Annotated in this window: 17 protein-coding genes; 10 read left to right on the forward strand and 7 right to left on the reverse strand. The window is 64.1% G+C overall.

The window, feature by feature from the left end; translation table 11 throughout:
- The first annotated feature begins 1 nt into the window (after nt 1).
- The 3 genes from I6F12_RS06505 to fhuB all read left to right on the forward strand — a co-directional run bounded on the left by I6F12_RS06505 (nt 2) and on the right by fhuB (nt 3989).
- On the forward strand, nt 2-982 hold the full coding sequence (locus I6F12_RS06505; protein ID WP_225141381.1) for an alpha/beta hydrolase: 981 nt from the start codon (nt 2-4) through the stop codon (nt 980-982).
- A gap of 177 nt (nt 983-1159) precedes the next feature.
- Nucleotides 1160-1996, forward strand: coding sequence for an ABC transporter substrate-binding protein (locus I6F12_RS06510; RefSeq protein WP_225141393.1), 837 nt, complete (start codon nt 1160-1162; stop codon nt 1994-1996).
- Nucleotides 1983-3989, forward strand: coding sequence for a Fe(3+)-hydroxamate ABC transporter permease FhuB (fhuB, locus tag I6F12_RS06515; protein ID WP_225141395.1), 2007 nt, complete (start codon nt 1983-1985; stop codon nt 3987-3989). Before I6F12_RS06510 ends, fhuB begins: the two co-directional genes overlap by 14 nt.
- A gap of 6 nt (nt 3990-3995) precedes the next feature.
- Here fhuB and I6F12_RS06520 read toward each other — a convergent pair whose 3' ends face one another.
- Complete coding sequence (locus I6F12_RS06520; RefSeq protein WP_225141397.1) at nt 3996-4850, reverse strand: ATP-binding cassette domain-containing protein; 855 nt, start codon at nt 4848-4850, stop codon at nt 3996-3998.
- Complete coding sequence (locus tag I6F12_RS06525) at nt 4847-5980, reverse strand: siderophore-interacting protein (protein WP_225155816.1); 1134 nt, start codon at nt 5978-5980, stop codon at nt 4847-4849. The genes I6F12_RS06520 and I6F12_RS06525 overlap by 4 nt, the downstream gene beginning before the upstream one ends.
- Before the next feature lie 222 nt (nt 5981-6202).
- Here I6F12_RS06525 and I6F12_RS06530 point away from each other — a divergent pair, with 222 nt between their 5' ends.
- The 4 genes from I6F12_RS06530 to dusA all read left to right on the forward strand — a co-directional run bounded on the left by I6F12_RS06530 (nt 6203) and on the right by dusA (nt 12696).
- Entirely contained in the window at nt 6203-7900 is a 1698-nt protein-coding gene (locus I6F12_RS06530) for a cyclic peptide export ABC transporter (protein ID WP_225155817.1), read from the forward strand.
- A gap of 179 nt (nt 7901-8079) precedes the next feature.
- Entirely contained in the window at nt 8080-9141 is a 1062-nt protein-coding gene (locus I6F12_RS06535) for a GNAT family N-acetyltransferase (protein ID WP_225112787.1), read from the forward strand.
- A 22-nt stretch (nt 9142-9163) separates the two neighbouring features.
- A complete protein-coding gene (locus I6F12_RS06540; protein WP_036001610.1) occupies nt 9164-10462 on the forward strand; it encodes a lysine N(6)-hydroxylase/L-ornithine N(5)-oxygenase family protein in 1299 nt (432 codons plus the stop codon).
- A 1247-nt stretch (nt 10463-11709) separates the two neighbouring features.
- On the forward strand, nt 11710-12696 hold the full coding sequence (gene dusA, locus I6F12_RS06545) for a tRNA dihydrouridine(20/20a) synthase DusA (RefSeq protein WP_225126024.1): 987 nt from the start codon (nt 11710-11712) through the stop codon (nt 12694-12696).
- 105 nt (nt 12697-12801) lie between these two features.
- On the opposite strand, the gene I6F12_RS06550 is transcribed toward dusA, so the two are convergent.
- From I6F12_RS06550 to I6F12_RS06570, 5 genes are all read right to left on the reverse strand, one after another.
- Complete coding sequence (locus tag I6F12_RS06550) at nt 12802-13356, reverse strand: TIGR02281 family clan AA aspartic protease (protein ID WP_036001607.1); 555 nt, start codon at nt 13354-13356, stop codon at nt 12802-12804.
- Between the two features lie 28 nt (nt 13357-13384).
- Nucleotides 13385-13588, reverse strand: coding sequence for a DUF1289 domain-containing protein (locus I6F12_RS06555; RefSeq protein ID WP_036022214.1), 204 nt, complete (start codon nt 13586-13588; stop codon nt 13385-13387).
- A 44-nt stretch (nt 13589-13632) separates the two neighbouring features.
- The gene (locus tag I6F12_RS06560; protein WP_036001601.1) at nt 13633-15228 is read right to left on the reverse strand and encodes a HAMP domain-containing sensor histidine kinase; all 1596 of its coding nucleotides are present in this window, start codon (nt 15226-15228) and stop codon (nt 13633-13635) included.
- Between the two features lie 162 nt (nt 15229-15390).
- On the reverse strand, nt 15391-16815 hold the full coding sequence (locus I6F12_RS06565; RefSeq protein WP_225126023.1) for a sodium:proton antiporter: 1425 nt from the start codon (nt 16813-16815) through the stop codon (nt 15391-15393).
- Between the two features lie 126 nt (nt 16816-16941).
- Nucleotides 16942-17814, reverse strand: a complete 873-nt coding sequence (locus I6F12_RS06570) for an NAD(P)-dependent oxidoreductase (protein WP_036001597.1) — start codon at nt 17812-17814, stop codon at nt 16942-16944.
- A 182-nt stretch (nt 17815-17996) separates the two neighbouring features.
- On the opposite strand from I6F12_RS06570, the gene I6F12_RS06575 reads away from it, so the two are divergent.
- From I6F12_RS06575 to I6F12_RS06585, 3 genes are all read left to right on the forward strand, one after another.
- A complete protein-coding gene (locus I6F12_RS06575; RefSeq protein WP_036001594.1) occupies nt 17997-18434 on the forward strand; it encodes a VOC family protein in 438 nt (145 codons plus the stop codon).
- Nucleotides 18435-18487: 53 nt separating this feature from the next.
- On the forward strand, nt 18488-19624 hold the full coding sequence (locus tag I6F12_RS06580; RefSeq protein WP_036001591.1) for an Mrp/NBP35 family ATP-binding protein: 1137 nt from the start codon (nt 18488-18490) through the stop codon (nt 19622-19624).
- Between the two features lie 207 nt (nt 19625-19831).
- Complete coding sequence (locus I6F12_RS06585) at nt 19832-20920, forward strand: TRAP transporter substrate-binding protein (protein ID WP_036001589.1); 1089 nt, start codon at nt 19832-19834, stop codon at nt 20918-20920.
- Nucleotides 20921-21000 lie beyond the last annotated feature (80 nt).

Raw genomic sequence — 21000 nt, forward strand, 5'->3', positions numbered from 1 at the left:
TTTGAGTCTTGATCCAGATATCGCGGCATTGCTCGAGATGGTGCAGGCCGGCACCGAAAGCGGCGCGCGCGTTCCGTTTCCGCAATTGACTGCTGCGCAGGCGCGGGCCGATTTCGATGCGTCCTCGCCGCTGCTCGACGTCGATCCGCCGGCGCTCGCCTACGAGCGGCGTTTGTCGCTGCCGGTGCGGGATGGCGCGATCATCGAGGCGCGGCTCTATGCGAGCGCGCAGCCGAGCGAACGCACTCCCATTCCTGTTCTTCTTTACATGCACGGCGGCGGCTTCGTCGTCGGCAGCCTCGATTCGCATCAGCCATTGTGCCGCGGCCTCGCCGAGGACAGCGGTGCGGCCGTGCTGTCGGTCGGCTACAGGCTCGCACCGGAGCACAAGTTTCCGACCGCTTTCGAGGATGCAGTCGATGCGCTGACCTGGATCGGCCTCGAGGGCCGCGCGATCGGGCTCGATCCCCGCCGGGTCGCCGTCGGCGGCGACAGCGCCGGCGGAACGCTTGCCGCCGCGCTCGCGATCGAAGCGAGGACAAACACGGTCCTTCCGCCGCCGGTGCTTCAGGTTCTCGCTTATCCCGGTCTCAGCTCCCGACAAAGCTCCGCATCCTACGAGCGCTACGGTACCGGCCATCTTCTGGAGCGTAGCACCGTCGATTGGTTCTTCCGGCAATATCTCCGCGACGAGTCGGATCGCGACGATTGGCGTTTTGCGCCGCTCGCAGCGGATGATTTGTCGGGCCTTGCTCCCGCATGCATCGTCCTCGCCGAGTTCGATCCCCTGGTGGACGAGGGGCACGATTATGCAGCCCGCTTGGCGGCGGCCGGCGTTCCCGTCGATCTGCACGTTTATCCCGGCATGATCCATGAATTCCTGCGCATGGGGAATGTCGTGGCCGATGCCTTGCAGGCGAGGGCGACGATCGGGCGGGCGCTGGCCAAGGCCTTTCTCGCCGCTGGTGAAAAGGCGGCCTGATATGGCAATGCAGCGTGAACGAGAGTATGTCATGATCATCATCTCTCGCGCTTCTGTGCGAGAGGCGCCTGAACGGATCCCATGAGCACGACTATTCCAGACCATAGGCTGTCCCGCCGTGCGCTCCTCGGCGTGGGCGCAGCGATCGGAGGCACGGCCATTGCGGGTAGATGGCCAATGGCATTTGCCCAAACCAGTGGACCGCAATCTGGGCTCCGAATTGCCGCGCTCGGCTGGGCCTGTGCCCAGACGATCCTGGCGCTCGGCGTTGTGCCGCTGGTGATTCCGGAGATCGAGCGCTATGGCCGGCTCGTCGTCGAGCCGCCCGTTCCGTCCGCGGTTCAGGAAATTGGTCTGCGTTCGGAGCCAAATCTCGAACTGCTGCAGAGCTTCGCGCCCGACATCATCGTCATCGACCCCAGCATTGCGGCCGCCGTCCCCCGGCTCAAGCTGATCGCGCCGGTCGAAACGTTTACGATCTTCAGACCCGGCGGGCATCCTCTCGACACGGCGCGCCATTCGACGCTGGAGCTTGCCAAACGTCTCGGAGTGCAGTCGGCGTGCGAAGCCTATTTCGCCCGTTTCGACGTCGCCATGGCCGGCTATCGTGAGCGGCTCCAGGGTCGCGGCGGCAAGCCGCTCTATCTCGTCAGCGAGATCGCGCGCAACCGCGCGCTCGTGTTCGGACCGAACAGCCTCTATCAGGAGGTGCTCGATCGGTGCGGATTGAAGAATGCCTGGACGGGACAGAGCGGCCCATGGGGCCATACCAGTGTTGGGCTCGAAGTGCTCGCCGCGGTTCCGGACGCGCGGCTGGTGTTGATGACCTCGCGGGTCGCCGATGTCGAAGCGCTGCTGAAGGCAAGCCCTGTGCTTCAAACCCTGCCGTCTCTTCGGTCGCATCGGCTGACGGTCCTGGGTAACCAGTTCTTCTATGGCGGCGTGCCGGCGGCCGAACGTTTCGCCCGCCTTCTCGCCGAACGTCTGCCGCGGGAAAGCCATGAGCAAGGTTGAGGCACTGCCGGCCCGGTCCGGCTTGGAGATGCATCCGGCGGTGCTGATCGGCTTGCTGCTGGCAGCCGCGGCCGCGCTGACCTGGCGGAACCTGTCCGGATATCTGCCCGCAGGCGCCTGGCTGCCGGTGTTGTGGCGGCCCGAGGTCACCGATCCCCAGCAGATGCTGGTGCACTACACCGTGTTTCCGCGCATCGCAGTGGCGCTGCTGGCCGGCGCAGCCCTCGGTCTTGCCGGCACGGTCTCTCAGCAGGTGTTGCGCAATCCGCTTGCGGAGCCGAGCACCATCGGCGTCCTGAACGGCGCCTATCTTGCGCTGGCCGTGACGACCCTGTGGGCGCCGTCGCTGCTGGCCTTCGGCCGCGAGTGGATTGCGCTGTGCGGCGGGTTCGCTGCGTTCCTGTGCGTGTTCGGGCTGACCTGGAAGCGTGCGCTGTCGCCCGTCGTCCTGGTGCTCGCTGGATTGATCGTCAGCTACTACTGTGCGGTGACCACCCAGGCGCTGGTGCTGCTCAACCACGAATATCTGATCGGTCTGTTCATCTGGGGCGCCGGCTTCCTCAATCAGCAGGATTGGAGCAACGTCACCTTCCTGGCGCCGCGGCTGCTGATTTCGATCGTGCTGATCGCGGCGATGGTTCGTCCGCTGACCCTGCTCGGCTTCGACGACGAGACCGCGCGCAATCTCGGCCTCGGATTGACGAGGGCCCGGGTCTTCGCGCTCGTCATCGCGATCGCGCTCAGCGCGTCGGTCGTCAGCGTGGTCGGCGTCATGGGATTTGTCGGTTTGTCCGCGCCGGCCATCGTCATGCTGTCAGGCGCGCGCCGCTTTCGCGACCGGCTGATCTGGGCGCCACTTTGCGGCGCCCTGCTGCTGTGGCTGACGGATCAGCTCGTGCTTCTGATCCCGCCCGGCTATCGCGAAATGCCGGCCGGTGCGGTGACGGCCCTGATCGGCGCGCCAATGTTGCTCGTGCTGCTGCCACGGCTGCGAGCCACCATGCCGATGGGAAACCTCACGCCATCCGCTCCGGCGCGGCTCGATCATCCCTGGTGCGTGATCCTTTTGGCCTTAGTCTTGCTGCTGCTCGCCGTCTGGATCGCGCTGGCCCTCGGCGTCGGCTCCGACGGCTGGCGCTGGAGCGGCCTGTCGGGCTTGCAGGAATTCTGGCCGTGGCGCTGGCCGCGCGTGGTGTCGGCGCTGGCCGCGGGCGCGACGCTGGCGGTCGCCGGCACGCTGCTGCAGCGGATGACCGGAAACCCGATGGCCGCGCCGGAGGTCATGGGCATCAGCTATGGCGCCGCGATGGGCGTGATCGTTCTGCTCTATCTCTTTCCCGCCCACACCCGGCTGGAGCAGATTGCAGCGGCCGGGATCGGCGCCTTCATTGTGCTGGCGCTGGTGCTGCTGTTCAGCCGGCGGTCCGAGTTCAGTCCGGAGCGCGTGCTGCTGGCAGGCGTCGCCATGAGCGCGGCATTCGGCGCGATCATTGCCATGGCGCTGGCGACAGGCGATCCCCGCATCGGCACGCTGCTGTCGCTGCTGACAGGCTCGCTCTACCAGATCGGCCCGGCCGAGGCCGCAATCCTCGCCGCCGCGGCGCTCGTTCTGCTGATCATGGTGCCAATGCTGTCCCGCTGGCTTGATATCCTGCCGCTCGGACCTGCGACCTCGCGTTCGATCGGCATCTCGCTGACGCGGAGCCGCGTCATCATCATGCTGCTGACGGCGTTGCTGACGGCGACGGCCACGCTGATGGTTGGTCTTCTGAGCCTGGTCGGCTTCATCGCGCCGCATATGGCACGGATGATGGGGGCGCAGCGCGCGCTGCATCAGGCGGCGCTGGCCGCGTTGATCGGGGCGATCCTGATGGTGACGGCGGATTGGGCCGGACGCATGGTGATCTTCCCGTTCCAGATGCCCGCCGGCATCTTCGCCATGATGCTTGCCGGACCCTATCTCATCTGGCTGCTGCGCCCGCAGCGCGGTTGACGGCGCTCACCGCGCGAAGCTGATGAGATGGCCATGGTCCGGCGACGGCATCACGCCCATGGGGATGCCGTAGATGGTTTCGAGCTCGGCCGGCGTCATGATCTTGTCCGGTGTGCCGCGCGCGATCAGCTTCCCGGAATGCAGCGCGATGATCTCGTCGCAGAAGCGGGCGGCCATGTTGACGTCGTGGAGCACCACGACCACGCCGAGATTGCGCTCGCGGGCGAGCTGCCTGACCAGCGACAGCACTTCGATCTGATGAGCGATGTCGAGCGCCGAGGTCGGCTCGTCGAGCAGCAGGCACTCGGCATCCTGCGCAACCAGCATGGCGATCCACGCCCGCTGGCGCTCGCCGCCGGACAACGTATCGACCAGGCGATCCGCAAAGGGTTCGATATGGGTCAACGCCATGGCGTTTGCGACCTTCTCGCGGTCGATGTCACCGAACCGTCCGAGCGCGCCGTGCCAGGGATAGCGTCCGAGTGCGACCAGCTCCTTGACCAGCATGCCCGCGGCGGGCGGCGTCTGCTGCGGCAGGTAGGCGACCTTGCGGGCATAGTCCCGATCGCTCCAGGCGCGCAGTGCGCGGCCTTCGAAACGGATCGTTCCCGACGAGCTTGGCTGCTGGCGCGACAATAATTTCAGCAAGGTCGATTTGCCGGAGCCATTATGGCCGATCAGCCCGACGACGCTGCGTGCGGGAAAGGATAGCGTCAGCGGTTCGAGCAGCGCGCGCCCGGCCACTGCGAAGCCGACCTGGTCGAGCTGGAACAAGGGCGCGGGCGCTTCCAGCGAGGCCTGCGTGACGTCGGTTGGCAAGGCGAGCGTTCTTTCGCTCGTCTGCGCGTGTTGGATCGTCATGGTTGGCGCAGGCTCCAATAGGCGACGGCCAGAACTTGGTCGCGGGAAAGCTTTCGCTCATCGCGCAGATGGTTGCGCAGGGCCTTCAGCGCCTGCGCCTCACACGCGATCCAGGCGAAGACGTCCTGATGGTGCGGCCATCGCACCGCCTTGACGGCGTCGACCAGGAGCTGCGTCGTCCCGGCTGGACGGCCCTCGCGATGCAACCAGCGGATTGCTACCCCGGCCGGGGCGACCAGCGGAACTTCCTCGCGCCGATCCGCGACCTCGATAAAGGCCTCACCCGTCGCCGTCGCGGGCAGCGTCTCCAGAATTCGCGCGATGGCGGGCAGGGCGGTTTCGTCGCCCGCCAGCAGCACCCAGCGCGCCGGACGAATGCCCCGGCCGAGCGGGCCGGCCATGCCGCAGATGGCGCCGGCCGTCGCGTTCACGGCGAACGCCGAGCCCGGCCCGGCATGATCATGGACCACGAAGTCGATGTCGATCTCGCGGCTCTGCAAGTCGATGCGGCGGATCGTGTAATAGCGGGTGACGGGCCTGCGGTCGGGCTCGGGCCACAGGATGCGTCCGTCGGGCGCGGGCCACGGCCATTCGGGCTTGGCGAGGCCCTCGGGCGGGAAGTACAGCCGCACGTGCAGATCGTCGTCATTCGCGAAACGGGCGAGATCGTCGCCCGTGAAGGTCAGCCGCCGCATGTGCGGCGTCAGGGTGATCGCGGCCTTCAGCCGCACTTCACGGAAATTGGCCAGCGTGCCGCCGTTGGATTCGTGACCTGACCAAATGATGGTTGGGGCAATGTCGCCCGCGAACTCGATCACATGCGAGGCGACGACCGAGCGCAGCATTTCCAGATTGCCCTTGTCGTTGGCCTCGACGCGGATCTTGAGCGCTTCGGCCTCGACGGCGAGGAAACTGGTGCCGAACGGCAGTTTCGCCACCATGAGACCGTCCCGGTCCTCGAAGGCGATGTCATGCTCGGCCAGATGATCGATCATCCGCGCGGCGAGGCCGGCGGCGTCGGTAAGCGCGATGCGGGTTTCGGAGATCAGCAAGTCCAAACTCATTCTCCACCGGCCTGTCCGATGCCAGCCTGCAAGCGCTTCAAATGTCCGGATGTCGCGGCCTGGCACGGCTCTGGATCAAAAATCCTGCTCGCTCGCCGGCTGCGATGCAAAAGCGATACTACCCGCATCATATTAAAGGCATTGCCGATCCCAAATTAGAATCCATCGAAAGAGCAGCGAAAATAACCGCTGGAGTTGCGGTGCTGCCATCATGTATTCGCATCACTTCGGCACGGCTTGTCCGGCCATATAGGTTCGCTTCAGGTCTCCTCCAGCGCGGCTCTCATCATGAACTCACGAAGCGGCCTGACGACGCAGATCCTGCAGCTCCTGCGGCCCTACTGGCCACTCGTGCTCGGCGGCAGCGTTCTCGGAGTGGTCGGCGGTGCCTCCGTCGCGGCGTTGCTCGCGGTCGTGAATCATGGGCTTTATGCCACGCAGGCCGACGTGGTAACGCTGTTTTTCGCCTTCGCTAGCCTGTGCCTTCTGATCCTGATCGGTTCCATTGGCGCCGACATCAGCGCCAATTTTGTCGGACAGCGGATCATCGCCGAGCTTCGTAAGTCGCTCGCCGCCAAAATCCTGGCTGCGCCGATCGATCAGCTCGAAATCTACCGGACGCATCGCCTGATCCCGGTTCTCACGCAGGACGTCGACACGATCAGCGATTTCGCGTTCTTCTTTTCGTCCTTTTTCGTGTCGCTCGTGATCGCGCTCGGCTGCATGGTTTACCTGGCGGTGCTGTCTTGGCAGCTTTTCCTGATCACGGGAGTCGTCATCGTGCTGGGATCGCTGGCGCATGGATATGCGAGGACGCGCGGTGTTCGCGGCTTCAGCACCGCGCGAGAGGCCGAAGATCAGCTGCACAAGCAATATCGCGCGATCGCCGAAGGTGCCAAGGAGTTGCGCCTCAATCGGGTGCGCCGTCGGCGCGTCTATGTCGAGCAGCTCCAGCAGACCGTCGACCGGATCAGCTCGGTGCAGATCAGGTCGATCAATCTGTTCGTGACGGCGCGGGCGTTCGGGACGATGCTGTTCTTCGTCGTGATCGGCGTGGCGCTGACCTTGCGACCGTTCCTGTGGCCCGACAGTCCCGCTGCGGTGTCCAGCGGGTTCGTGCTGGTGCTGCTCTTTATGCGCGGGCCTATTGACCAGGTCATCGGCATCCTGCCGGCGCTCGGCCGTGCCCAGGTCGCGATGCGCCGCATTGCGGAGCTCTCGGGGCAGTTCTCGAGCCCCGAGCACGATCTGCTGGCCAGTGCGCCCGCTGCACCCGGCAAGACCGCCATCGAATCCATCGAGCTCCGCGGCGTAACCTATGCTTTTCGCGCCGTGCCGGGCAGCGATCCCTTTGTCCTCGGGCCGGTTGATCTGTTCGTTCGGCAAGGCGACATCGTCTTCATCGTGGGGCAGAACGGCAGTGGAAAGACGACCCTGATCAAGTTGTTGCTGGGCCTTTATGCTCCGCATGGCGGCGCCGTGCTGCGCGACGGTTCGCCGGTCCTGACGGAGACACGCGACGATTACCGCCAGCTCTTCACGACCATCTTCTCCGACTATTATCTGTTTGAGGATCTCATTCGTGGAGAGGGCGTGGTTCCTGATGTGGCGGAACGCTATCTCCAGCGGCTGGAGGTCGCGCACAAGGTCTCGGTCGAGAACGGCGTGTTCACGACGACGGACCTGTCGACCGGACAGCGCAAGCGATTGGCGCTGATGAATGCATGGCTGGAGGAAAGACCCGTGCTCGTGTTTGACGAATGGGCCGCGGATCAGGATCCGGCGTTCCGGCACATCTTCTATACGGAGCTGCTGCCCGATCTGAAGCGTCTGGGAAAGACCATCATCGTGATTTCACACGATGATCGCTATTTCGGGATTGCGGATCATCTGGTGCGGCTGCGCGACGGCAAGATCGTCGCAAGCGAGGCAAGGGCCAGCAACGTCGCTGGGCCTTCCGCAGTTCCAACCGATGCGCCGCTTTAGACACAATGTAGCGAGCCGCTGGTGCTATTTGTCGCACGCAAACGACAACATGCGATCCCGTTTTGCGACAGGCCGTCAGATTTGTAGAGAATCTAATCTACGTGTGCGTGCATTCCTTGTCAGCCTGTAGGCGAGTGATCTACACCACGCCTCAGCGATGATCGAGATGCGAGGGCCGGATGAACAAGGCTTCGGATTCCGGGACCGGACCTCGTGCGTTCCCGGTCGGCCCATATTCCGCTCAGACCGTTTTCCAGGAGGGCGATCGCCTTCGCGTCGTCGCCGCCGATGTGACCGCGTTGGAACTGCGTCTGCGCGAGCGCGTCGATCACCTCGATATCCTGAATGCCTCGGACGACCGCGAGGTTGCGGCACGGGCGGTGTCGGCGTCCGCCGAGGCGCTGTTTGCCTGGCGACCTGGCGCCGATCGACTTGTTCTGGACTTCGCTGGAAGAGCGCCGCTTGCACGAGAGCTGACCGAGAGTGGTCTTGCCATCATGTCCGAGGGGCGACTGGTGCTGCTGCCCGAACTGGTGATGCAGCGGCGGGACAACTGGCTGGTCAACCCCGGGCGACCGCCATTGCCGCAACTCCACGTCATGACGGACGGCAAGCGCCATCCGCGCCGCGCCGCAAAGCCGGCGGGAAAGGTGTACGGTCGTTTCATTCCCTGGCTGTCGGAGGTCATCTCGTTTCGCGTGGCCGATCTCGAGAATGACCTCCATTTGTTGCACCGCTGGATGAACGATCCTCGCGTCGATGCATTCTGGAACGAGGCGGGCGATCTCGACAAGCATCGGCGATATCTGGCCGGCATTCTGGCCGATCCTCATATGCTGCCGTTGATCGGCTGCTTCGGCGAGCAGCCGTTCGGCTATTTCGAGCTCTATTGGGCCAAGGAAAATCGCATTGCGCCGTTCTATGATGCCGACGACTATGACCGGGGATGGCACGTGATCGTGGGCGAGGACGCTTTTCGCGGCGGTCGTTACATCAGCGCGTGGCTGCCGTCTCTGATGCACTACATGTTTCTCGAAGATTGCCGCACGCAGCGGATCGTCGGGGAGCCGGCGGCGGCGCATGCGCAGCAGCTTCGCAATCTCGAGCGCTCGGGATTCGCAAGGATCAAGAACTTCAACTTTCCCCATAAGCGCGCGACCCTGGTCATGCTGTTGCGCGAGCGCTTCTTCGGCGATCGGCTTTGGCTTCCGGCAGCCGCCGGCCCAACGGTCTCGTCTTAAAGCGCAAGCGGAGCGCGGCTTCATGTCCCATCAACTTGCGATCGAGCACGACGTCATTGGCGTCGGATTCGGGCCTTCCAATCTCGCGCTCGCCATCGCATTGGACGAATGCGCGAAGCGATCACGGCTGAAATGCACGCCGCTGTTCGTGGAGAAGCAGCCGCACTTCACCTGGCATGGCGGCATGCTGCTTCCGGGCAGCGACATGCAGATATCGTTTCTCAAAGATCTGGTCTCCTTGCGCGATCCGACCAGTCCCTTCACCTTCGTGAACTACCTGCATAAGCGCGGCCGCCTACTGGATTTCATCAACTGCCGGACGTTCTATCCGAGCAGGGTCGAGTTCAACGATTACCTGCAGTGGGTGGCGAGCCATTTCAAGTCGCAGGCCGCTTACGGCGAGACCATCGTCGCCGTCGAGCCGGTGACGGCCGGGCAGACGGTGACGTCGTTGCGGGTGCATTCGCGCTCGCTCGCCGGCGGGGAGACCGTGCGGCTGGCGCGAAATCTCGTGGTCGCGGTTGGAGGCCAGCCCTATGTTCCGCAGGTGTTTGCCAAGGCTACCGACGATCGCAGGCTGCTGCATTCCAGCCGCTATCTCGACCTGATCGAGCGCGTTGTCCCGCGCGGCCGGTCCGTGCGTGTGGCCGTCGTCGGTGGCGGACAGAGCGCGACCGAGGTAACGGTCGATCTTCATGGCCGATGTCCCGAAGCGCATATCGATCTGATCTTCCGCGGCCATGCTCTCAAGCCGTCCGACAGCAGTCCCTTCGTCAACGAGATCTTCAACCCCGACTATACGGACTTCGTCTACGCGCAGCCTGCCGAGCGGCGGGATGCGATCGTCCGCAACTTCCGGAACACCAACTACGCCGTCGTCGATGCCGACCTGCTGGACCAGCTTTATCGGCTGCTCTACCAGCAGCGCGTCGGTGGCGACACAAGGGTCATGTTGCGTCCCCGCAGCGAGATTTCCAATGTGGATGCGGGACCGGACGGCATCGAGATCGGCGTGATTGACAAGTTCCGCGGCGAAAACCGTCGTTCGACTTATGACGTGGTCGTGCTGGCGACGGGATACGACAGGGAGACGCCGCACGGGTTTCTCGAACCGATCCGCCGCTACATTCGCGATGCGGCGCTGGATCGCAACTACCGGCTCGTGATCAATCCGGCGTTCCGGCCGCAGATCCACCTCCAGGGCTATTCGGAATCCTCTCACGGTCTGAGCGACACGCTGCTTTCGGTGATTGCCGTGCGGTCGCAGGAGATTGCGGAGTCTCTGCTCTCGACAATCTCGCGCCGGGAACTCATCGCCTAGAACACGATCCGGGAGAGATCGCAGCTCCAAAAGCCTTGCGCGGATGGAGATTGAAACGCATCACGAATCGTCCCGTTCTCATTACACAATAGCCGGCGTTCTCGCGGTCACCCTGCAGGCGTGTTCCGCTGTCGCTTTGGGGTTCCCCGATCTAGAACCTGTCTAATCGAGATCAACCGCAGCGTGTACGTGTGAGACAACGCCGATTGGCTTTGCTAGAGGAGTTCTTAGAACGATCTTGGAATTTCTGAAAGTCTAGCTGGAATTGACCGTGAGGAAAGCTCTCGTTCCCAAGCAGGGGCAAAGCCTTCTCCCTGAGCGAATTGCAGGCATTCTGGTTCACAGTCCGCTTGCGGCGTTGGTTGGCAGAGAGCCCGTGACGCGCATGCACTACCTCCTCGAGATTGCGTCGCTTCACACCAAGGCCGAGCTCCTGGCGCAGCCGGGCTTGGGACGTTCAGGCATGCGTCGCATCGAGAACTGGATGGCCTTTCACGGACACCGCATGCGCGACGTGAATGAGAGTCTCGATAGCGTCATCTGCCGCTTTGCGTTCCGACGTTCTTCCGTTCGGAAAGGAAACGTTCGTTCTCTCCCCTTATCGGCGTTGCCCTCGCGTTTCACGCGGGCGGCTGGTGGCTAAGGCGGTACATGCGTGGGCGCAAAGCAGGTCGATTGTTTTCAGACGCTGTCTCACGAGCTTGTGCATTGGACCGGCGCTCCCTGTCGAAGCCAGCGAGCTCGCCCGAGTGCTCGGGCGAGCTGCTGCTTGAGCTTGGTGTAGCGCCGCGGCGTACGCCAATCCTCGCGGCCCGCGACAAGCAAGGTAACGACGGCCGAGTGGCGAAGCCTGATCTGATCAGGCGCAACCACGCTGCACAGATTTGCTGCATGGCGACGTGATTGGAGCAGCCTGCGCTGCAATAGCGCGCTTGATTCCGCTTTCGATCTCTCATGTTGGTTAGGGGGCGTGTCCACGACATGTGCACCGGGAGATCAAGGCAAATCTTCCGACGGCCCACGTGAGTGAGCATGCTCTTCGCGCGCTACTCGCTGGCAGCGGACTGGTCGCGTTCGACGTGTACGCGTTCGAGCGCGGCGCCGCGCCGTGCTGCCGCGAACCGCTTGCCGTCTGGTCTGGCGCCGGCCTTCCCCGCGCCGATTGGCTCGCAGAGCGTGTCATCGGACCCGGCTCGGTCATGAAATCCGCTATTCCCGTCGGGGGCTCGAAAGTCTATATGATCCATATGTTGTCTCATCGCTTTTCCGTGGCCCCCATGATGGATTGGACCGACCGGCATTGCCGGGTGTTCCACCGTCACCTGACGCGGCGGGGATTGCTCTATACCGAGATGCTGACGACCGGCGCGATCATTCACGGCGACCGGGTGCGGCTGCTTGGGTTCGACGCGGTCGAGCACCCCGTGGCGCTTCAGCTCGGCGGATCGGATCCGCGCGAGCTCGCGGCGGCGGCACGGATCGGCGAGGACTTCGGTTATGACGAGATCAATCTCAATGTCGGCTGCCCGTCCGATCGTGTGAAGGATGGCCGTTTCGGCGCCTGTCTAATGGCCGAGCCGGAGCTGGTGGCGAGGTGCGTCGACGCGATGAAGCGCGTGGTCGCCGTTCCCGTCACGGTGAAGTGCCGCATCGGCATCGATGATCAGGATCCGGAGGTCGCGCTCGATGCGCTCGCGCGTGCGGTGGTCGCCGCGGGCAGCGATGCGTTGATCGTGCACGCCCGCAAGGCCTGGCTCAACGGCCTGTCGCCGAAGGAGAACCGCGATATCCCGCCGCTCGACTATGATCGCGTCTACCGGCTCAAGCGCGCGATGCCCGATGTGCCCGTCATCATCAACGGCGGCGTTCGGAGCATCGACGAGGCAAAGGCGCATCTTGCCCATGTCGACGGCGTGATGCTCGGCCGCGCCGCCTATCAGGAGCCGTGGCGGCTGCTCGCGGTCGACCACGAAATCTTTGGAGGGCCGGCGCCGCACGCCACCATGCAGGACGCGCTCGAGGCGATGATGCCCTACATCGAAGAGCAGCTCGCGCACGGCACGCGGCTGCACGCGATCACGCGGCATTTCGTCGGCGCATTTCATGCTGTGCCCGGCGCGCGTGCGTTCCGCCGGCATCTGGCCGAGCAGGGTGTGAAGCCCGGCGCCGGTCTCGACGTGCTGCGCGAGGCGATTACGTGTGTCGGGGCCCGCGCGCCGGCTGAGGCGGCCTGAATGAGCGGGAGCATGATCCGGAAAAGTGCGCAGCGGTTTTCCGAAAAGATCATGTTCAAACAACAGCCTAAAGCGCGAGACGATTCATCCTAATCGCATCGCGCTTTAGTCGACCGCCGTACGCGCGCGGCGGGGACTGCGCTGCTGCTCCGGATACCCTGTCAGCATCAGCGTGTCGGCGCGCACGCCCCAGCTTTCCAGCCGGTCGAGGAAGCTCATGCCGAGCAGATTGGTCTTCATCTGGCCGCGCTGCACGACGAGGGCCGGCACCGACTTCTCGACCAGCTTGCCGACGGCGAGACGGTCGAGCGTGAGCCGCGCTGCCTTGGTGTGGCCGCCTGCGGTCTCGAGATCGACGTCGTATTCAAGCATCTCGAGCGGCAGCCCGATCGCCCTTGCGGTTTCCCAGGTCAGCACCACCGACGTCGCGCCGGTATCGATCACCATCGGCGCAGTGACGCCGTTGATCTTCGCGCGCAGCGTGAATTCGCCGCCCTGGCCACGCGGGATCTGCACGGCCGGCGCCGGGGAGGCGGCTTGTGCGCGAAAAATATGCGAGACCTTGTGGCTGGCGCGCGCGATCTGGTCGGGATCGCCATAGGCGACGACGGCACCTGCCGTGCCGGCGAGCATGATCAGGACGAGCAGGAAGCGGATCATCGCGCGCCTCCAAGGGCACGCAGGCGGATCAGACGTGCTTTGGGGATCCAGCGATCGGCACTAGTCCGGCTTCCGTCATGCGCTCCGGCAAGAGGGCCATGATCGCGCGCCGGTCCGCGCTCTCCATGGCGTGCCAGCGTGCGATCTCCGGCAAGGTGCGGCCGCAGCCGAAGCACAGCTTGGTCTTGGGATCGATCATGCACACGGCGACGCACGGCGTTTCTTTGCTCATACGGACATAGTGAGGGATGATCGGGCATGTCTGCAAGCATCTCGTTAAGAGCCTGTGCCGGCACTCATGATCGGCTTGTGCCGCGGCCGACGTTTCTCGTCCGGCACGACGGAGCTCTCCGGCTGGAGCGGTGGAGAATCGTCCGAGAGTGGGGCAAGCGCGCTCATCACGCGCTCCGGCGGGAATGTGACGATCACCTCGGTGCCGATGCGCAGCTTCGATTTCAACGTGAACGTGCCACCGTGCAGGTCGATCAGGTTCTTGGCGATCGGCAGGCCGAGGCCGGCGCCCTGTTCAGCCGACTTGATCGAATTGGAGCCCTGGCCGAACGAGGCGAGCACGACCGGGATCTCGTCCTCGGGTATGCCGGAGCCGGAATCCCTCACCGAGAGATATTGTCCGCCGGAGGCGGTCCAGCCGGCCTTGAGCCAGATCTCGCCGCCCTGCGGGGTGAACTTGATCGAGTTGGAGAGCAGGTTGAGCACGACCTGGCGGATCGCGCGCTCGTCGGCCCAGAGCCGCGGCATCGCCTGCTCGAACACTTCGTGGATGGTGATGCCGCGGCTCGAGGCACGCAGCTTCATCAGATGATGGCAATCGGCGACGATGCCGACCAGGGACACCGCCTCCTCGTTGAGCTCGTAACGGCCGGCTTCGATCCGTGACAGATCGAGGATCTCGTTGATCAGGTTGAGCAGGTGCACGCCGGAATTATGGATGTCGGCGGAATATTCCTTGTAGACCGGTACCGCATGCGCGCCGAAAATCTCGCTCTTCATGACCTCTGAGAAGCCGAGGATGGCGTTCAGCGGCGTCCGCAGCTCGTGGCTCATCTGCGCGAGGAAGCGCGACTTGGCGACGTTGGCGGCTTCGGCGCGGTGGCGCGCTTCGTCCGAGATTGCCTTGGCCTGCTCCAGCTCGCCGATCAGCGCGTCCTTTTCCGCACGTGCTTCCAGCGTGGCGAAGGTGGAGGAGTGCAGGCGGTGCGCCAGCAGCACGAAATAGCCTTCGGCGGCGAGCGACAGCGCTGCCAGGATGTAATTGTCCAGCGATCCGGTCGTCACGAAGCTCAGCGCCATCGCAACCGCGACCGGCGCCGTGGCGGCGAGGGCTGCGATCGGCAGATTGGCCGCGAGCATGCTCGATACTGCGATCACCAGCAGCATCAAGAACATCATCAGCGTTTCGGTGACCATGTCGAGCACGGGATGGATCAGGATCGCCATCCAGCACAGGCCATAGAGCAGGTCGAGCACGACGAAGCGCGTCCGCCATGCGCGTGTCGCGGCCGGAGAGGCGGGCTCGGTCAGGAAGCGCCGGCAGCTGCGGATCATGGCGCTGTGGATGCAGAGCATGCCCGCGGTCCAGGCCGCGGCCGGGATCGGCTGCATCCATAGCCCGAACAGCACGCCGGTCGCCACCACCAGGAGCATCACGACATAGGAGGCGGACAGCCGGGTCTGGGCGTATTGCCGCAGCATCTCGGCGTCGAAAGCCGGCCGGGTTCCACTGGTCGACGTTAACTTGTCGCGCGCCTCGCGCACCCGCTGCGCCGCAGCCCTTCGGCTGCTCGCCGATGGCGCGCTCACCGGCTCGGCCGGAAGCTGCACGACCTCGGGCTTTTCAGCGGGGTTACTCATCAAGCAACACGGATTCCTGCCCACGCCGGACGCGGGCTTTCTGCATTGTCTATCTCTGGCAAGAAATCCTTAAGAGCTGACTTAAGGAGCTAAAGAATTACGTTAACCGAACGTTAATTCATACGCAGTCCGGGCGGCCGCTTTCATCAACCCGCGCTTCAATCATCTGAAGAAAACGAGCGTGACCAACCCGAAGACCGGCAGCAGCAGGACGGAGGTCCAGGCCATGTATCCGAAGAAGCCGGGCATTGCGACACCACTCGCTCGGGCAATTGCGTACACCATGAAATTGGGCGCGTTGCCGATGTAGGAGTTTGCGCCCATGAACACCGCACCGGCGGAAATCGCGGCAAGGGTCAAGGCGCCGTTCGTCATCAGATGCTTGGCGTCGCCTCCGGCAAGTTCAAAGAAGACCAGATAGGTCGGCGCATTGTCGAGAAAGGATGAGAGCAGGCCGGTCAACCAGAAATATGCAGCATTGTTCGGCGTGCCGTCTGCGTTGGTGACCATGTTTACGACGGAGGCAAACGCGCCGGATTTGCCGGCGTTGAGAATCGCGAGCACGGGAATGATGGTGATGAAGATCGCGGCAAACAGCTTTGCCACTTCGATCATCGGGCCCCAAGAGAAGCCGTTCGCGTCGTGGTCCTCCTTCGAGGTGACGGCGAGAGATGCGAACACGACTCCGATCATCACGGCATCGCGCAGGAGATTCTGCACCTGGAGATGCGTGCCGAGAACTTCAAATCCGCCGAGGTCGAGCTTGGCACTCAAGAGGATCGCAGCGATGATGACTCCCATCAAAGCGAAGTTGAGGCCGCCGCTGATCCGCAAGGGATTGTCCGGAGTTGGGTCCGGTTTGACGCGGCCTTCCTTGCGATAGAGATAAGTATCGATGCAAAAGAACAGGGCGAGCAGAATCCAGGCCGCGAACGTGGTCTGGGGAAGCAGGTGTGTCGTCGTCCAGAAAAAATCCACGCCGCGCAGGAACCCCAGAAACAACGGGGGATCTCCCAGGGGGGAGAGCGAACCGCCGATGTTGGACACCAGAAAGATGAAGAAGATCACGACGTGCGCGTTGTGCCGCCGATCGTCATTGGCGCGGATCACCGGTCGGATCATGACCATTGAGGCGCCGGTCGTGCCGATGACGCTCGCGATCAGAGTGCCGAGAGCGAGCAGCAGCGTATTCAGGACGGGGGAGCCGTGAAGATTGCCGCGCACCACGATTCCGCCGGCGACGGTAAACAGGGCGAGGAGCAGCAGAATGAACGGGACGTATTCGAGCAGCGCCGTATGAACGAGCGCTTGGACGGTTGGAAGCGGGCCGTACCAGATTGCAAGCGGCAGCGCGATCAGGGTGGCCCACATCGCGGCAATCTTGCCTTGGTGATGCTCCCAGAAGTGAGGCGCGGCGAGCGGAAATATGGCGATCGAGAGCAGCATCCCCGCGAATGGAAGTGCCCATTGCGGGCCAATGCTGGCACCATCGAGCGATGCGGCAAGCGCCTGCGAAGGTGATGCCAGCAGGGCCAGGAGCGCGACCGGGAACAGGCGCGCAACAACAGCAAGGACGGCGGCGATCACGTTAGGCAAGGCTTCCCCCCGGAAGTCTATGATTGTTTCGGTCGGCGCGCTTTACGGAACGCCGTCGCGACGGATGTCGCGACGACGTTCAAAGCCGGCTACGCCGAACCAGGCCGCAACAGAGCGTCAGCGTTGCAGGCGTGCGAGCAGGCTCGACGTATCCCAGCGCTTGCCGCCCATCTTCTCGACCTCGGAATAAAACTGATCGACGAGCGCGGTCACCGGCAGATTGGCGCCGTTGCGGCGGGCTTCGGCCAGCGCGATCGAGAGGTCCTTGCGCATCCATTCGACCGCGAAGCCGAAATCGTACTTGTCCTCGTTCATGGTCTTGTAGCGGTTCTCCATTTGCCAGGACTGGGCGGCCCCTTTCGAGATGGTCTCGATCACAGCGGCGACGTCGAGGCCGCTCTTCTTGGCGAAATGGATGCCCTCGGAGAGGCCCTGCACCAGACCGGCGATGCAGATCTGGTTGACCATCTTGGTCAGCTGGCCGCTTCCGGCGGGCCCGAGCAGCTTGCACATCCGCGCATAGGCGCCCGTGATGATCGGCTCGGCGCCGGAATAGGCGTCCTGCGCGCCGCCGCACATCACCGTCAGCACGCCGTTCTCGGCGCCGGCCTGGCCGCCGGACACGGGGGCGTCGACGAATTTGAAGCCGGCCTTGGTCGCGGCCGCGTCGAGCTCACGGGCGACCTCGGCGGAGGCAGTGGTGTGGTCGACGAAGGTCGCACCCTTCTTCATGCCGGCGAAGGCGCCGTCGGGGCCGATCGTGACCGCGCGCAGATCGTTGTCGTTGCCGACGCAGCACATCACGAAATCCTGACCCTCGGCGGCGGCCTTCGGGGTCGGCGCGGTCTTGCCGCCGAACTTGTCCGCCCATTCCTTCGCCTTCGCCGCGGTGCGGTTGTAGACGGTGACCTCATGGCCCCCTTTTTTCACGAGGTGTCCGGCCATGGGGAAGCCCATCACGCCAAGACCGAGGAAAGCGACTTTAGCCATAGTGGTACCTTGTCCGTAGTTCGGGTTTACGGTTCTTGCCAAGCGAGGGATGCCTGGGTTCCGCGGTGAGGGCGGACCGGAGGCGCACCATAAACCCTTGAGGCCAGAGGGCAACGGCTTCGTTTGGCGGCCTGCCGTGCTAGGGTGGCGACCCAAGGACTTCAAAACAAGGGAGCGAGAGCATGGGCGGCGTGAGCGTAGGCGTCCTCGATCATTTCAACATCCGGACCCGGAATCTGGCCGAGACCGTCCGCTTCTACGAGGACGTGCTGGGCCTGGAAAAAGGCGCGCGGCCGAACTTCGCCTTCCCGGGCGCCTGGATGTACAGCGAGGGCAGGCCGGTGGTTCACCTCGTCGACATTTCCCCGACCGACGAGCCACAAAAGCCGGATTCCGGCGTTGTCCACCATGTCGCCTTCGCCAGTCGCGGCTTTGACGGTATGAAACAGCGGCTGGCGTCAAAGAAGATCAAGTTCGAGGCCCGCCAGGTGCCCGGTGGCGATCTCTGGCAGATCTTCGTCCACGACCCCAACGGGGTCATGATCGAGCTGAACTACGAGGCTGCCCTGGAGCAGGGGGCGGCGCCGGCCGAAAAGGCGGACGATATCGGCAGACAGTAGCCTTTTGGGCGTTTCCGCTCTAATGGGGCATCCTCAACTGCAGGAGATGCGCTTTGAGCGTGACGCAGCAACAGGTTCTCGATAGCCTCGCCAGGGTCCAGTCGCCCCGCGGGGTCGCACTCCCCCATGCCAATGTGCTGAGCGCGATCAGCGCCTCCGACGGCAAGGTATTCTTCTCGATCAATGTCGACGCCGCCGAGGCAAGAGCCTGGGAATCCGTCCGGGCCGAAGCGGAAGCCGCCGTGCGAAGCATTCCCGGTGTCACCACCGTCATGGTGGCGCTGACCGCCGAGCGCAAGCCGGGCTCCGCGCCGCCGCCACCCCCGCAGCCGAGCCGCGGCACGCCCGGCGTGCAGCCGGCCCATGCCCACAAGCCGCCCCAGGGCGGGGGGTCGCCGATGGCGCGGCAATCGGAAATTCCCGGCGTTGCCGCCGTAATTGCGGTCGCCTCCGGCAAGGGCGGCGTCGGAAAGTCGACCACGGCGCTCAATCTGGCGCTCGGCCTGCGCGACCTCGGCCTCAAGGTCGGGCTGCTCGACGCCGATATCTACGGCCCCTCGGTGCCGCGCCTGACGGGCCTGCGCGACAAGCCGGAGCTGAACGACGAGCGCAAGATGATTCCGCTTCGGCGCTTCGGGCTCGCCATCATGTCGATCGGCTTCCTGGTCGAGGAGGAGACCGCGATGATCTGGCGCGGTCCGATGGTGATGTCGGCGGTGACGCAGATGCTGCGCGACGTCGAATGGGGCAAGCTCGACGTGCTGGTCGTCGACATGCCGCCGGGCACCGGCGATGCCCAGCTCACGCTGGCGCAGAACGTGCCGCTCAAGGGCGCCGTGATCGTCTCGACCCCGCAGGACCTGTCCCTGATCGATGCGCGGCGGGGGCTTGCCATGTTCAAGAAGGTCAACGTGCCCGTGCTCGGCATCGTCGAGAATATGAGCTACTTCCAATGTCCGCATTGCGGCACCAAGTCGGATATTTTCGGCCATGGCGGGGCGCGGCACGAGGCCGAGAAGCTCGGCGTCCCATTCCTGGGCGAGATCCCCCTGCACATGGCGATTCGCGCCACCTCGGACGCCGGCAATCCCGTGGTCGACAGCGAGCCGGACGGCCCTCATGCGGCGATCTACCGCGCCATTGCCGGCCAGGTCCGGGACCAGCTCAAGGGTGTCATCGCCGCGGCCTGAATGGGGGGCACCGCGGCAGGCTCCGGGGCATGCGACTTTCGTAGAGCCCCGTCATGTCATTGTCGCGTTCCGAAACCGGGCTGGCCGTGTTAAAGGCCCCCCGCAGTCAAGCCCCTTCGGTTCGACGCGACCTCAACGCGTCGCCGGAACGAGCGGCGGCAAGAAGAGAAGTCAAGGGGAAACGCCCCAGCAAGGAGAGACCTGAAGATGAAGCGTCGTGATTTTCTCAAAGTGTCGGCAGCAGGCGCGGCGGCGACCGCGGTGGCCTCGCCGGCGATCGCACAGTCCTCGCCCGAGGTGAAGTGGCGCCTGACTTCGAGCTTCCCGAAGTCGCTCGACACCATCTATGGCGGCGCCGAGCAGGTGGCGAAGTACGTCGCCGAGATGACTGACAACAAGTTCCAGATTCAGGTGTTCGCCGCCGGCGAAATCGTCCCCGGCCTCCAGGCGCTCGATGCGACCTCGAACGGCACGGTCGATATGTGCCACACCGTCTCGTACTATTACGTCGGCAAGGACCCCACCTTCGCGATCTTCGCCTCGGTGCCGTTCGGCCTCAATGCGCGCCAGCAGAATTCGTGGCTGTATCAGGGCGGCGGCAACGAGCTCGCGAACGAGTTCTTCAAGAAGTCGAACGTGATCGGCTTCCCCTGCGGCAACACCGGTACCCAGATGGGCGGCTGGTTCCGCAAGGAGATCAAGACCGTTGCCGACCTCTCTGGCCTCAAGATGCGCATCGGCGGCATCGCCGGCCAGGTGCTGCAGAAGGTCGGCGTCGTGCCGCAGCAGCTCGCCGGCGGCGACATCTATCCCGCGCTGGAGAAGGGCACCATCGACGCCGCCGAGTGGGTCGGCCCCTACGATGACGAGAAGCTCGGCTTCGCCAAGGTCGCCAAGTACTACTATTATCCGGGCTTCTGGGAGGGCGGTCCGACCGTCCACGCCTTCGCCAACCTGGAAAAGTTCAATGCGCTGCCGAAGAGCTACCAGGCGATCCTCACCAACGCGACGGCGAACGCCAACAGCTGGATGGCCGCGCGCTACGACATGCAGAACCCGGCGGCGCTGAAGCGCCTGGTCGCCGGCGGCACCCAGCTTCGTCCGTTCACCAACGAGGTGCTGGAAGCCTGCCTCAAGGCGACCAACGAGCTGTGGGCCGAGGTCTCCGGCAAGAACGCCGACTTCAAGAAGGCCATCGATTCCATGCAGGCCTACCGCTCCGACGAATATCTGTGGTGGCAGGTTGCCGAATATACCTACGACAGCTTCATGATCCGCTCGCGCACCCGCGGCTGATCTCCGGCTTAGGTCGTAAGACCACTAGCCCGGCCTCCCCAGGAGGCCGGGCTTTTTCTTTGCGATCGGGATGGCATTCG

The organism is Bradyrhizobium sp. IC4059 (assembly GCF_020193615.1).
Taxonomy (GTDB): Bacteria; Pseudomonadota; Alphaproteobacteria; order Rhizobiales; family Xanthobacteraceae; genus Bradyrhizobium; species Bradyrhizobium yuanmingense.